This is a genomic window from Pseudomonas sp. CAU 1711, from assembly GCF_039888625.1.
GTDB lineage: Bacteria > Pseudomonadota > Gammaproteobacteria > Pseudomonadales > Pseudomonadaceae > Aquipseudomonas.
This window is the reverse complement of the sequence record NZ_JBDQQT010000001.1, coordinates 222,924-235,403: the sequence shown is the minus strand read 5'-3', so window position 1 is coordinate 235,403 and position 12,480 is coordinate 222,924. Positions and strand designations below refer to the sequence as shown.

Here is a 12,480-nt window from a genome sequence, read left to right as displayed (position 1 = left end):
GGTCGCAACCTATAATGCGCGGTCCTATTCGAACCACCCGACGCACGCAGATGGCCAAGAAGCTTTATATCGAGACCCACGGTTGCCAGATGAACGAGTACGACAGCTCGCGCATGGTCGACCTGCTGGGCGAACATCAGGCCCTGGAAGTCACGGAGAACCCGGCGGAAGCCGACGTGATCCTCCTCAATACCTGCTCGATCCGCGAGAAAGCCCAGGAGAAGGTGTTCTCCCAGCTGGGCCGCTGGCGCGAGCTGAAGCAGGAAAACCCGGACCTGGTGATCGGCGTCGGCGGCTGCGTGGCCAGCCAGGAAGGCGCCGCCATCCGCGACCGCGCGCCCTACGTCGACGTGGTGTTCGGCCCGCAGACCCTGCATCGTCTGCCGGAAATGATCGACGCCGCGCGCACCACCAAGAAGGCCCAGGTCGATATCAGCTTCCCCGAGATCGAGAAGTTCGACCGCCTGCCCGAACCGCGCGTCGACGGCCCCAGCGCCTTCGTCTCGGTGATGGAAGGCTGCAGCAAGTACTGCACCTTCTGCGTGGTGCCCTACACCCGCGGCGAGGAAGTCAGCCGGCCGCTGGGCGACGTGCTGCTGGAGATCAACCAGTTGGCCGAGAAGGGCGTCAAGGAAGTCACCCTGCTCGGACAGAACGTCAACGGCTACCGCGGCGAGACCCCGGACGGCGGCATCGCCGACTTCGCCGAGCTGCTGCACCTGGTCGCCACCGTCGACGGCATCGAGCGCATCCGCTACACCACCAGCCACCCGCTGGAGTTCTCCGACGCCATCATCGCCGCCCACGCCGAGATCCCGCAGCTGGTCAAGTTCCTCCACCTGCCGGTGCAATCCGGCTCGGACCGCATCCTGGCGGCGATGAAGCGCAACCACACGGCGCTGGAGTACAAGTCGCGCATCCGCAAGCTGCGCGCCGCGGTGCCGGACATCTGCATCAGCTCGGACTTTATCGTCGGCTTCCCCGGCGAGACCGAGAAGGACTTCGAGCAGACCATGAAGCTGATCGAGGACGTCGGCTTCGACTTCTCCTTCTCCTTTATCTACAGCTCGCGTCCCGGCACCCCGGCGGCGGACCTGGTCGACGACACCCCGGAAGAGGTGAAGAAGCAGCGCCTGGCCATCCTCCAGGCGCGCATCAACCAGCAGGGTTTCGAGATCAGCCGACGCATGGTCGGCAGCACCCAGCGCATCCTGGTCAGCGACTACTCGAAGAAGGACCCGGGCATGCTCCAGGGCCGCACCGAGAACAACCGCATCGTCAATTTCCGCGCCAGCAACCCGGCGCTGATCGGCCAGTTCGTCGACGTACATATCGACGACGCCCTGCCCCATTCGCTGCGCGGCAGCCTGATCGACTAATTGGCTAACGACCGCCGCGCCGCCCGAACTTTCGCCGCCGGGCGCGCGGGGTTATCCTTCGACCATCACTCCCGCCGCACAGCGGCAACCGGACCCCATTGAACGCACCCATAGAACCGCACCGCTTCACCCTCGAACCCTTCGAAGCACGCCGCTTCGCCAACCTGTGCGGGCAGTTCGACGAACACCTGCGCCTGATTGAGCAGCGCCTGTCCATCGAGATCCGCAACCGCGGCAACCAATTCGAACTGGTCGGCCCAGCCAAGCACACCCAGTCCGCCGAGAACCTGCTGCGCCGCCTGTACCGCGAGACCAAGAGCACCGAGCTGTCGCCGGAGACGGTCCACCTGTACCTGCAGGAATCCGGCCTGGAGACGCTGACCGGCGAGAAGGTCGAAGGCGGCATCATCCTGCGCACCAAGAAGGGCTCGATCAAGCCGCGCGGCACCAACCAGCAGCGCTACGTCAAGGCCATCCTCGACAACGACATCAACTTCGGCATCGGCCCAGCCGGCACCGGCAAGACCTACCTGGCGGTGGCCTGCGCGGTGGACGCCCTGGAGCGCGAGCAGGTGCGTCGCATCCTGCTGGTGCGCCCGGCGGTGGAGGCCGGCGAGAAGCTCGGCTTCCTGCCCGGCGACCTGGCGCAGAAGATCGACCCCTACCTGCGCCCGCTGTACGACGCGCTGTACGAGATGCTCGGCTTCGAGACGGTGGCCCGGCTGATCGAGAAGCAGGTGATCGAGATCGCCCCGCTGGCCTACATGCGCGGGCGCACCCTTAACAACAGCTTCATCATCCTCGACGAGAGTCAGAACACCACACTCGAGCAGATGAAGATGTTCCTCACCCGTATCGGCTTCGGCTCCACCGCGGTGATCACCGGCGACATCACCCAGGTCGACCTGCCACGCGGCACCAAGAGCGGGCTGATCCACGTGATGGACGTGCTCAAGGACGTGCCGGGCATCAGCTTCACCCAGTTCAAGCCCAAGGACGTGGTGCGCCACCCGCTGGTGCAACGCATAGTCGAGGCCTACGAGCGCTTCGAGGAGCGCCAGCCCGGCAAGGACAGCCCGCGCGATGCTTGAACTCGACCTGCAGAACGCCTCCAGCGCCAGCGACCTGCCCGGCGAGGCACAGCTGCGCCGCTGGTGCGAACTGGCGCTGCGCCAGCGCACGGCCGACTCCGAGCTGACCATCCGCCTGGTCGACGAGGCCGAGGGCCGCGAACTGAACCGCACCTGGCGGCACAAGGACTACGCCACCAACGTGCTGTCCTTCCCCGCCGAAGTGCCCGAGGGCATCCTCGACATCCCGCTGCTCGGCGACCTGGTGATCTGCGTGCCGGTGGTCGAGCGCGAGGCCCGCGAACAGGGCAAGAGCGTCGAGGCGCACTGGGCCCACCTGGTGATCCACGGCTGCCTGCACCTGCTCGGCTACGACCACCTCGAGGACGAGGAAGCCGAGGAGATGGAAGCGCTGGAACGACAATTGCTGGCGGAACTGGGCCATCCCGACCCCTATGCCGCCGACGAATAACCCAAGACTCAGGAACAGTCCCGAGACCATCATGAGCGAAGACCGATCGAGCAACGAGCAGAAGTCCTGGTTCAACAAGCTGACCCAGGCTTTTGCTCATGAGCCGAGAAACCGCCAGGAACTGCTGGAAGTCCTGCGCGATGCCCACGACAACAAGCTGCTCGACAGCGAGGCACTGACCATAGTCGAGGGCGCCATCCAGGTCGCCGACCTGCAGGTGCGCGACATCATGGTGCCGCGCTCGCAGATGATCAGCATCAAGGCCAGCCACAGCCCGGCCGAATTCCTCCCGGCCATCATCGACTCCGCCCACTCGCGCTACCCGGTGATCGGCGAGAGCCTGGACGAAGTCATCGGCATCCTCCTGGCCAAGGACCTGCTGCCGCTGATTCTCAATGGCGACAAGCCCTTCGACATCAAGCAGCTGCTGCGCCCGGCCACCTTCGTGCCGGAGTCCAAGCGTCTCAACGTGCTGCTGCGCGAGTTCCGCGCCAACCACAACCACATGGCCGTGGTCATCGACGAGTACGGCGGCGTGGCCGGCCTGGTGACCATCGAGGACGTGCTGGAGCAGATCGTCGGCGACATCGAGGACGAGCACGACGTCGAGGAGGACAGCTACATCAAGCCGCTGCCCTCCGGCGACTTCCTGGTCAAGGCGCTGACGCCGATCGACAACTTCAACGAGGCCTTCGACACCGAGTTCCCCGACGACGAGTTCGACACCGTCGGCGGCCTGGTGATGAACGCCTTCGGCCACCTGCCCAAGCGCAACGAGGTGGCCGAGATCGGCGAGTACCGCTTCCGCGTGCTCAACGCCGACAGCCGCCGGGTGCACCTGCTGCGCCTGACCCCGCTGGAGCGTTAAGCCCCACTTCCCCTCTCCCTCCGGGAGAGGGGCCGGGGGTGAGGGAGCTTGCAGGCCCGATGGCACCCTCACCCTGCGCGGGCCGCCCCTCCCTCTCCCAAAGGGAGAGGGAGTTACCCCGCCCGACTTTCTCCCCTCCCACGCTTCCAGTACCCTTGCCCGCCAGACTTCCCGTCCAAGGACGCACCATGCGCTGGATCACCCAACCCGGCTGGCCGGGCAACCTGCTGGCCCTGGCCGGCGGCGCCTCGACCACCCTGGCCCTGGCCCCCTTCGATATCTGGCCGCTGGCCCTCTTGGCCATCGCCCTGTTCTACCTCGGCCTGCGCGGACTCGCCCCGCGCCAGGCCCTGCTGCGCGGCTGGTGCTACGGCCTCGGCCTGTTCCTCGCCGGCACCAGCTGGATCTACGTCAGCATCCACGACTACGGCGCCGCCTCGCCGGCCCTGGCCGCCTTCCTCACCCTCGGCTTCTGCGCCGGCGTGGCGCTGTTCTTCGCCCTGCCGGCCTGGCTGTGGGCGCGCTGGCTGCGCCGTAGCGACGCCCCGCTCGCCGACGCCCTGGCCTTCGCCGCCCTGTGGCTGGCCCAGGAGGCCTTCCGTGGCTGGTTCCTCACCGGTTTCCCCTGGCTCTACGCCGGCTACAGCCAGCTGCACGGCCCGCTGGCCGGGCTGGCGCCGCTCGGCGGCATGTGGCTGATCTCCCTGGTGCTGGCGCTGTCGGCCGCGCTGCTGGTCAATCTGCCGCGCCTGCGCCGCCAGCCGCGCCCGCTGGTCGCCGGCCTGCTCCTGCTGCTGGCGCCCTGGCTGGCCTGCCTGTGGCTCAACGGCCAGGCCTGGACCAGCGCCAAGGGCGCGCCGCTCAAGGTCGCCGCCCTGCAGGGCAATATCGAGCAGAACCTCAAGTGGGACCCGGCGCAGCTCGACGCCCAGCTGGCCCTGTACCGCGACATGACCCTGAGCAGCGAGAAAGCCGATCTGATCGTCTGGCCGGAGACCGCCGTGCCGGTGCTCAAGGAGCATGCCGAGGGCTACCTCGGCGTGATGGGCCGCGTCGCCGCCGAACGCGATGCCGCGCTGATCACCGGGGTGCCGCTGCGCCAGGCCAACGAACGCGGCGAGCAGCGCTACTACAACGCGATCACCGTCACCGGCTGGGGCGAGGGCACCTACCTCAAGCAGAAGCTGGTGCCCTTCGGCGAGTACGTGCCGCTGCAGGAAGTGCTGCGCGGGCTGATCGCCTTCTTCGACCTGCCCATGTCCGACTTCGCCCGCGGCCCGGCCGAGCAGGAACCGCTGCAGGCCAAGGGCCTGCGCATCGCGCCCTTTATCTGCTACGAGGTGGTGTATCCGGAGTTCGCCGCCGCCCTGGCCGCGCGCAGCGACCTGCTGCTGACGGTGAGCAACGACACCTGGTTCGGCACCTCCATCGGCCCGCTGCAGCACCTGCAGATGGCGCAGATGCGCGCCCTGGAGGCCGGCCGCTGGATGATCCGCGCCACCAACAACGGCGTCACCGCGCTGATCGATCCGCAGGGGCGCATCACCGAGCGGGTGCCGCAGTTCCAGCAGGCCGTGCTCTATGGCGAGGTGCAGCCGATGCAGGGCCTGACGCCCTACCTGCTGTGGCGCGCCTGGCCGCTGGTCGCGCTGTGCACCCTGCTGCTGGGCTGGGCGATAGTCGCCCGCCGCCGCGAAAGTCGCGCGATGGCCCTGCAGGCGGCCTGAGCCCATAGAGCGCCCACCGCCGGGCTCCCCATGGTGTACTGCCCTGCGGGCGAGTACACCCTACTCGCAGGCCACCGCTTCGTAGGGTGGATTCGCAGCGCAGCGACAATCCACCAACTCCACCTCAGCGATAGAGCAGCGGATAGACCGCCAAACCTATCGCCTCGTTGAGCAGCCGGGTGCTCTGCCACAGGGCCTTGCCCTCCGGCAGCCAGCCGCCCAGTGGGCGCTCGTTGGGTACGCCGAGGAAGCCCAGCGGCGCCGCCACCACTTCCAGCCCGGCCCGCTCGAAGCACCAGCGCGAGCGCGGCATGTGCGCCGCCTGGGTCACCAGCACCACCCGGCGCACGCCCTCGGTCTCGAGCATCGCCGCGCTGAAGCGGGCATTCTCCCAGGTGGTGCGGCTGCGCTCCTCGCGCCAGCGGGTCGCCACACCGAAGTCGCGCTGCAGCGCCTCGGCCATCAGTTGCGCCTCGCTGGGCGGCTGGCCGTAATGCAGGCCGCCGCTGATCAGCACCGGCAGGCCCGAGGCCCGTTGCAGACGCGCCGCGTAACGCAGGCGCTCGACGGCGGTGACGCTGGGCTGGTCGCTGCCCCAGGCCGGATCGGCCTCCTCGCGCCCCGAGCCGAGCACCACTATGGCATCGGCGCGCTGCCCCAACCCGGCCCACTCGGCCTCGGCCAGCGCCGGCTCGCGCTCGATCAGGCGCGCCGCCCACTCCACCACGGCCGGCAGACTGAGCAGCCAGAGCCCGCCCAGACCCAGCAGCAGGCAGAGCGAGGCCAGGCGCGGCCGCCCCGCCCAGGCCCAGAGCAGCCAGGCCAGCAGGATCAGCAGCAGCAAGCCGCCGGGCGGCAGTATCAGTTGCTTGAGGATGAAGCGCAGTTCCATGGGTACCTCCAGTACCCCTGGAGCCTAACGCGGCTGCCCCGCGCGGAACAGCTTGGAGCCGCAGGAAACGCAGGGCAGCACGCCCTCGCCGCGCTGCATCCGGGCCGCCGCCCCGCACAGGGCGCAGCACAGCTGCTGGCGCTTCTTGAGCGCCGGCTTGTCGCGCGTCAACGACTTGCTCGGCGTTCGGGCCGGCAGCTTGTCCAGCGGCCGGGCCGCATTCGCCGGTAGCTGTTCGATCACCGCCAACTCCTCGGCGGCGGCATGCCAGCCACGCAGCCAGTTGAGATCGCGCTCCAGATAGGCGCGGATCAGATCCATCTCCGCCGGGGTCAGCCCCCGCAGCTCCAGTTCCGCCGGAGCCGTCTGATGCAGGCGGCTCGCGCTTTCCGCCTCATCCAGGGCCAGGGCCAGGCGCTGCAACAGCCGCTCATAAAGTCCGCCCCCTTCTTCCTTACGCCGCAACTCTGCCATCCCTCACCTCGACCGGGCGCCCAGCAGCACGCCCCTATCTGGCAAGCTTAGCGTCAGGCCGGCTGCGGGCCGGGCGCCGCGACAAACGGCGGCGCCACGGGCGACGGGCGTAATCAGGGTTTCCCTGAATCGAGGGGGCTCATGTATGCTACGACGTTTCTCGCAAGCCCCATTTCTCAGCGCCCAAGCCCATGCACGAACAGTATTCGCCCCGTGAAATCGAAGCCGCCGCCCAAGCCCAGTGGGAGGCGGAAAAGTCCTTCGTCGTGACCGAACAGCCGGGCAAGGACACCTTCTACTGCCTGTCCATGTTCCCCTACCCGAGCGGCAAGCTGCACATGGGCCACGTGCGCAACTACACCATCGGTGACGTGATCGCCCGCTACCAGCGCATGCAGGGCAAGAACGTGCTGCAGCCGATGGGCTGGGACGCCTTCGGCATGCCGGCCGAGAACGCGGCGATGAAGAACAAGGTCGCCCCGGCCAAGTGGACCTACGAGAACATCGCCTACATGAAGTCCCAGCTTAAATCGCTGGGCCTGGCCATCGACTGGACCCGCGAAGTCACCACCTGCAAGCCGGACTACTACCGCTGGGAGCAGTGGCTGTTCACCCGCCTGTTCGAGAAGGGCGTGATCTACCGCAAGAACGGCACCGTCAACTGGGACCCGGTCGACCAGACCGTGCTGGCCAACGAGCAGGTCATCGACGGCCGTGGCTGGCGCTCCGGCGCGCTGATCGAGAAGCGCGAGATCCCGATGTACTACTTCCGCATCACCGCCTATGCGGAAGAGCTGCTCGCCGACCTGGACAAGCTCGATGGCTGGCCCGAGCAGGTCAAGACCATGCAGCGCAACTGGATCGGCAAGAGCTTCGGTGCCGACATCGTGTTCGACTACGACGTCGCCAGCATCGGCACCTCCGGCCAGCTCAAGGTCTACTCGACCCGCCCCGACACCCTGATGGGCGCCACCTACGTCGCCGTGGCCGCCGAACACCCGCTGGCCCAGCGCGCCGCCGAGCACAACGCCGAGCTGCAGGCATTCATCGCCGAGTGCAAGGCCGGCTCCGTGGCCGAGGCCGACATGGCCACCATGGAGAAGAAGGGCCTGGCCACCGGCCAGTTCGTCATCCACCCGCTGACCGGCGACAAGCTGCCGGTGTTCGTCGCCAACTACGTGCTGTGGGGCTACGGCGAAGGCGCGGTGATGGCCGTGCCGGCGCATGACGAGCGCGACTTCGAATTCGCCAGCAAGTACGGCCTGCCGATCCGGCAGGTCTATGCCGCCGAGGGCAAGGACTACGACGCCAGCCAGTGGCAGGCCTGGTATGCCGACAAGGAAGGCCTGGTCACCGTCAACTCCGGCAAGTACGACGGCAAGGACTTCACCAGCGCCTTCGACGCCATAGTCGCCGACCTGGAAGCCAACGGCCACGGCGCGCGCAAGACCCAGTTCCGCCTGCGCGACTGGGGCATCAGCCGCCAGCGCTACTGGGGCTGCCCGATCCCGATCATCCACTGCCCCAGCTGCGGCGACGTGCCGGTACCGGAAGACCAGCTGCCGGTGGTCCTGCCGGAAGACGTGGTGCCGGACGGCGCCGGTTCGCCGCTGGCCAGGATGCCCGAGTTCTACGAGTGCAGCTGCCCGAAATGCGGCACTGCGGCCAGGCGCGAGACCGACACCATGGACACCTTCGTGGAGTCGTCCTGGTACTACGCACGCTATGCCTCGCCGGCCTACACCCAGGGCATGGTCGACCCACAGGCCGCCAACCACTGGCTGCCGGTGGACCAGTACATCGGCGGCATCGAGCACGCCATCCTGCACCTGCTGTATGCGCGCTTCTTCCACAAGCTGATGCGCGACGAGGGCCTGGTGTCCTCCGACGAGCCGTTCAAGAATCTGCTAACCCAGGGCATGGTGGTCGCCGAGACCTACTACCGCACCCTGGAAAACGGCGGCAAGGACTGGTTCAACCCGGCCGACGTGGAAGTCGAGCGTGACGCCAAGGCCAAGGTCATCGGCGCCAAACTGAAGGCCGACGGCCTGCCGGTGGAAATCGGCGGCACCGAGAAGATGTCCAAGTCGAAGAACAACGGCGTCGACCCGCAGGCCATGATCGACGCCTACGGCGCCGACACCTGCCGCCTGTTCATGATGTTCGCCTCGCCGCCCGACATGAGCTGCGAGTGGTCCGACGCCGGCATCGAAGGCGCCAACCGCTTCCTGCGTCGCGTCTGGCGCCTGGCCCACAGCCACGTCAGCGCCGGCCTGCCGGGCGCGCTGGACATCGCCTCGCTGTCCGACGAGCAGAAGGCCGTGCGCCGCGCCATCCACCTGGCGATCAAGCAGGCCAGCAACGATGTCGGCCAGCACCACAAGTTCAACACCGCCATCGCCCAGGTGATGACCCTGATGAACGTGCTGGAGAAGGCGGCGACCGCCACCGAACAGGACCGCGCCCTGCTGCAGGAAGGCCTGGAGACCGTGACCCTGCTGCTGGCGCCGATCACCCCGCATATCTGCCACGAGCTGTGGCAGCGCCTGGGCAAGGCCGGCGCGATCATCGACGCACCCTGGCCGGCCGTGGACGGCGCCGCCCTGGTGCAGGACAGCCTGACCCTGGTGATCCAGGTCAACGGCAAGCTGCGCGGCCAGATCGAGGTGCCGGCAGCGGCCTCCCGCGAGGAGATCGAGGCCGCCGCCCGCGCCAACGAGAACGTGCAGCGCTTCACCGAGGGCGTGACCATCCGCAAGGTGATCGTCGTGCCGGGCAAGCTGGTCAATATCGTCGCCAACTAAAACGGTCGCCAACGATTCAGTCCGGCGCCGCGGCGCCGGGTTTCTCAAGGGGAAAACAGAATGATGAAACGGAACATGCTGGTCATTGGTCTCGCCGTCCTGCTCAGCGCCTGCGGCTTCCAGCTGCGCGGCACCGGCAGCGCCGAGTTCGCCCTCAAGGAAATCGACCTGCAGGCGCGCAACGCCTACGGCGAGACGGCCAAGCAGCTGCAGCAACTGCTGCAGAACAGCGGGGTGAAGGTGCACACCGGCGCGCCCTACCGCCTGTACCTGGCCAACGAGCAGGAAAGCCAGCGCACCTCCGCCCGCACCAGCAGCGCGCGCAGCGCCGAGTACGAGCTGACCACCACCCTGGACTACGAGATCCGCGGCGAGAAGAACCTGCTGCTGCTCAAGGACCAGCTGGAAGTGCAGAACTTCTACGTGCACGACGAGAACAACCTGATCGGTTCCGACCAGGAGTCCGCCCAGGTACGCCAGGAGATGCGCCGCGAGCTGATCCAGCAGCTGTCCCTGCGCCTGCAGCTGCTGACCCCGGCCCAGCTCGAGCAGCTGCAACAGGAGGCCGAGGCCCGCGCCCAGGCCGAGGCGGAAGCCGCCGCAGCCGCCCGCCGCGCCGCCGCAGAAGCGATGCCGCAGCAGTCGCCGATCCAGCTGCCGATCGGCCAGTAAGCCAGCAAGGGCCGGGGAACCGGCCCTTTTCACAGCCATGAAGCTCAACCCCAACCAGCTCGGCAAGCACCTGCAGGGCGGCCTCGCTCCGGTCTACGTGGTCAGCGGCGACGAACCGCTGCTGTGCCAGGAGGCCGAGGACGCCATCCGCAGCGCCGCGCGCGCCCAGGGCGTCAGCGAGCGCCAGGTGTTCCACGCCGAGGCCAGCTTCGACTGGGGCCTGCTCTACGAGGCCGGCGCCAGCCTGTCGCTGTTCGCCGAGAAGCGCCTGCTCGAGCTGCGCATCGCGGGCGGCAAGCCCGGCGACAAGGGCACCGCGGCCATCCTCGAATACCTGCAGCGCCCGCCGGAAGACACCACCCTGCTGATCAGCCTGCCGCGCCTCGACGGCGCCGCGCAGAAGACCAAGTGGGCCAAGGCGCTGATCGACGGGCCCAACAGCCAGTTCCTGCAGATCTGGCCGGTGGAAGTGGCGCAACTGCCCAACTGGATTCGCCAGCGCCTCGCCCAGGCCGGCCTGGCCGCCAGCCAGGAGGCGGTCGAGCTGATCGCCGCGCGGGTGGAAGGCAACCTGCTGGCCGCCGCCCAGGAAATCGAGAAGCTCAAGCTGCTGGCCGAGGGCAACCAGGTGGACGCCGCCACCGTGCAGGCGGCGGTGGCCGACAGCGCCCGCTACGACGTATTCGGCCTGATCGACGCCATCCTCAACGGCGAGGCCGGCCACGCCCTGCGCATGCTCGACGGCCTGCGCGGCGAGGGCGTGGAGCCACTGTTCATCGTCGTCATGCTGGCCCGCGAGCTGCGCCAGCTGGCCGGCCTGGCCCTGCAGTTCAGCCAGGGCGTGCCGCTGGAGAAGGCCTTCGCCAGCGCCCGCCCGCCGATCTGGGACAAACGCCGGCCGCTGATCGGCAAGGCCCTGCAGCGGCACAGCGCGGCGCGCTGGAATCAGCTGCTGATCGATGCCCAGCGCATCGACGCCCAGGTCAAGGGCCAGGCCGCCGGCGACCCCTGGAGCAGCCTGGCGCGCCTGGCCCTGCTGATGGCCGGCCAGCGCCTGGCGCTGAGCGAGTAGTTCACTCCAGCAGGCGGCGCAGCTCCTCCGTGAGCGGCATAGGTCTGAAGGCGCTGACCCGCGCCCTTCCGCTATTGCCCAACGGTACCCAGATTCGCGAGAACAGCAGTGCGGCGAGGATGCGTGGCAGCTGCCCGACCACCTCGCGCCAGTCGCGGCCCTGCCAGCCGGCCCGCAGCATCAGCCAGTGGGCCCGCACATGCGCCGCCGTGTCGCGTTGGCCGAGGATATGCGCCCGCTCCAGCTGGGCGAAGGTGGCCGCCAGCTCGCCACGCGCCAGCGCCGCCTCGGCCTCGGCGAAGGCCTGCCGCAGCGCAGCATCGAGCTCAGTGCGCATGTTCCTGCCCTCCCCTCAGTTCGCCGTCGGCATGGCGCAGCACCTGCACCGCCGAGGTGATCGCCAGGCCGGCCATGATGGCGGCCACCAGCAGATCCGGCCAGGCCGTGCCGGTGCCGAACACACCCAGGGCCGCGGCCAATACGGCGAGGTTGCCGAGGGCGTCGTTGCGCGTGCACAGCCAGACGCTGCGCATATTGCTGTCGCCCTCGCGGTAGGCGTACAGCAGCGCCGCCACGCCCAGGTTGGCCAGCAGCGCCAGGCTGCCCACCACACCCATGGTCGGCGCGCTGGGCACCTCGCCCTGCCACCAGTGCCACAGCGCGGCGCCCAGCACGCCGAGGCCGAACAGCAGCATGCTCAGGGCCTTGAACTGGGCGGCGCGGGCACGCCAGGTCAGGGCCATGCCGAGCACCCAGAGGCTGATCGCGTAGTTGGCGGCATCGCCGAGGAAGTCCAGCGAGTCGGCCAGCAGCGACACCGAGCCGGCCTTGAGCCCGGCGCCGATCTCCACGGCGAACATGGCCAGGTTGACCAGCAGCGCGATCCACAGGATGCGCCGGTAGCGCCCGTCGTTGTGCTTGGGTCCGGTGTCGTGGTTACAGCAGTGAGCACCCATTTGGCTTCTCCATATCGAAGTCTGTTCACGAGCTTCTGGATTAGAGCCAGACAAGGCAAAAACGGCCGAGGAAGCGCAGTTTACGAACGGTAAA

General features: G+C 68.2%; 12 protein-coding genes. 8 read left to right on the top strand and 4 right to left on the bottom strand.

The features are described from left to right. The first annotated feature begins 50 nt into the window (after positions 1-50). The 5 genes from miaB to lnt all read left to right on the top strand — a co-directional run bounded on the left by miaB (position 51) and on the right by lnt (position 5,516). Positions 51-1,379 (top strand): tRNA (N6-isopentenyl adenosine(37)-C2)-methylthiotransferase MiaB, encoded by a 1,329-nt coding sequence (miaB, locus tag AAFN46_RS01015; RefSeq protein ID WP_347806824.1) that lies wholly within the window; start codon positions 51-53, stop codon positions 1,377-1,379. A gap of 98 nt (positions 1,380-1,477) precedes the next feature. Further along, the gene (locus AAFN46_RS01010) at positions 1,478-2,470 is read left to right on the top strand and encodes a PhoH family protein (protein WP_347806823.1); all 993 of its coding nucleotides are present in this window, start codon (positions 1,478-1,480) and stop codon (positions 2,468-2,470) included. After that, positions 2,463-2,921 (top strand): rRNA maturation RNase YbeY, encoded by a 459-nt coding sequence (ybeY, locus tag AAFN46_RS01005; protein ID WP_347806822.1) that lies wholly within the window; start codon positions 2,463-2,465, stop codon positions 2,919-2,921. Before AAFN46_RS01010 ends, ybeY begins: the two co-directional genes overlap by 8 nt. Positions 2,922-2,952: 31 nt before the next feature. Then, positions 2,953-3,789 (top strand): HlyC/CorC family transporter, encoded by an 837-nt coding sequence (locus AAFN46_RS01000; protein ID WP_347806821.1) that lies wholly within the window; start codon positions 2,953-2,955, stop codon positions 3,787-3,789. Positions 3,790-3,977: 188 nt separating this feature from the next. Continuing rightward, on the top strand, positions 3,978-5,516 hold the full coding sequence (lnt, locus tag AAFN46_RS00995; protein ID WP_347806820.1) for an apolipoprotein N-acyltransferase: 1,539 nt from the start codon (positions 3,978-3,980) through the stop codon (positions 5,514-5,516). Between the two features lie 124 nt (positions 5,517-5,640). On the opposite strand, the gene AAFN46_RS00990 is transcribed toward lnt, so the two are convergent. Together AAFN46_RS00990 and AAFN46_RS00985 are read right to left on the bottom strand one after the other, a co-directional pair. Next, on the bottom strand, positions 5,641-6,408 hold the full coding sequence (locus AAFN46_RS00990; RefSeq protein ID WP_347806819.1) for a YdcF family protein: 768 nt from the start codon (positions 6,406-6,408) through the stop codon (positions 5,641-5,643). Between the two features lie 24 nt (positions 6,409-6,432). Beyond that, a complete protein-coding gene (locus AAFN46_RS00985; protein WP_347806818.1) occupies positions 6,433-6,882 on the bottom strand; it encodes a hypothetical protein in 450 nt (149 codons plus the stop codon). A gap of 191 nt (positions 6,883-7,073) precedes the next feature. Here AAFN46_RS00985 and leuS point away from each other — a divergent pair, with 191 nt between their 5' ends. Genes leuS through holA form a run of 3 tightly spaced genes read left to right on the top strand, consistent with a single transcriptional unit; the run spans position 7,074 to position 11,430 of the window. Beyond that, positions 7,074-9,686: a leucine--tRNA ligase gene (leuS, locus tag AAFN46_RS00980; RefSeq protein ID WP_347806817.1), complete on the top strand. Its 2,613-nt coding sequence runs from the start codon at positions 7,074-7,076 to the stop codon at positions 9,684-9,686. 60 nt (positions 9,687-9,746) lie between these two features. Then, positions 9,747-10,358, top strand: coding sequence for an LPS assembly lipoprotein LptE (lptE, locus tag AAFN46_RS00975; protein ID WP_347806816.1), 612 nt, complete (start codon positions 9,747-9,749; stop codon positions 10,356-10,358). Between the two features lie 37 nt (positions 10,359-10,395). Next, positions 10,396-11,430: a DNA polymerase III subunit delta gene (holA, locus tag AAFN46_RS00970; RefSeq protein WP_347806815.1), complete on the top strand. Its 1,035-nt coding sequence runs from the start codon at positions 10,396-10,398 to the stop codon at positions 11,428-11,430. 1 nt (position 11,431) lies between these two features. On the opposite strand, the gene AAFN46_RS00965 is transcribed toward holA, so the two are convergent. Further along, positions 11,432-11,767 (bottom strand): DUF3703 domain-containing protein, encoded by a 336-nt coding sequence (locus AAFN46_RS00965; RefSeq protein ID WP_347806814.1) that lies wholly within the window; start codon positions 11,765-11,767, stop codon positions 11,432-11,434. Continuing rightward, positions 11,757-12,386 carry a cation transporter gene (locus tag AAFN46_RS00960; RefSeq protein WP_347806813.1) on the bottom strand — a complete coding sequence of 210 codons (630 nt, stop codon included), beginning with the start codon at positions 12,384-12,386 and terminating at the stop codon, positions 11,757-11,759. The genes AAFN46_RS00965 and AAFN46_RS00960 overlap by 11 nt, the downstream gene beginning before the upstream one ends. Between the last annotated feature and the right edge of the window lie 94 nt (positions 12,387-12,480).

What these genes read in the sequence shown, in the direction of transcription:
- miaB (WP_347806824.1), top strand. Translation starts at nt 51, where the DNA reads ATGGCCAAGAAGCTTTATATCGAGACCCACGGTTGCCAGATGAACGAG.
- ybeY (WP_347806822.1), top strand. Translation starts at nt 2,463, where the DNA reads ATGCTTGAACTCGACCTGCAGAACGCCTCCAGCGCCAGCGACCTGCCC.
- AAFN46_RS01000 (WP_347806821.1), top strand. Translation starts at nt 2,953, where the DNA reads ATGAGCGAAGACCGATCGAGCAACGAGCAGAAGTCCTGGTTCAACAAG.
- lnt (WP_347806820.1), top strand. Translation starts at nt 3,978, where the DNA reads ATGCGCTGGATCACCCAACCCGGCTGGCCGGGCAACCTGCTGGCCCTG.
- AAFN46_RS00990 (WP_347806819.1), bottom strand. Translation starts at nt 6,408, where the DNA reads ATGGAACTGCGCTTCATCCTCAAGCAACTGATACTGCCGCCCGGCGGC.
- AAFN46_RS00985 (WP_347806818.1), bottom strand. Translation starts at nt 6,882, where the DNA reads ATGGCAGAGTTGCGGCGTAAGGAAGAAGGGGGCGGACTTTATGAGCGG.
- leuS (WP_347806817.1), top strand. Translation starts at nt 7,074, where the DNA reads ATGCACGAACAGTATTCGCCCCGTGAAATCGAAGCCGCCGCCCAAGCC.
- lptE (WP_347806816.1), top strand. Translation starts at nt 9,747, where the DNA reads ATGATGAAACGGAACATGCTGGTCATTGGTCTCGCCGTCCTGCTCAGC.
- holA (WP_347806815.1), top strand. Translation starts at nt 10,396, where the DNA reads ATGAAGCTCAACCCCAACCAGCTCGGCAAGCACCTGCAGGGCGGCCTC.
- AAFN46_RS00965 (WP_347806814.1), bottom strand. Translation starts at nt 11,767, where the DNA reads ATGCGCACTGAGCTCGATGCTGCGCTGCGGCAGGCCTTCGCCGAGGCC.
- AAFN46_RS00960 (WP_347806813.1), bottom strand. Translation starts at nt 12,386, where the DNA reads ATGGGTGCTCACTGCTGTAACCACGACACCGGACCCAAGCACAACGAC.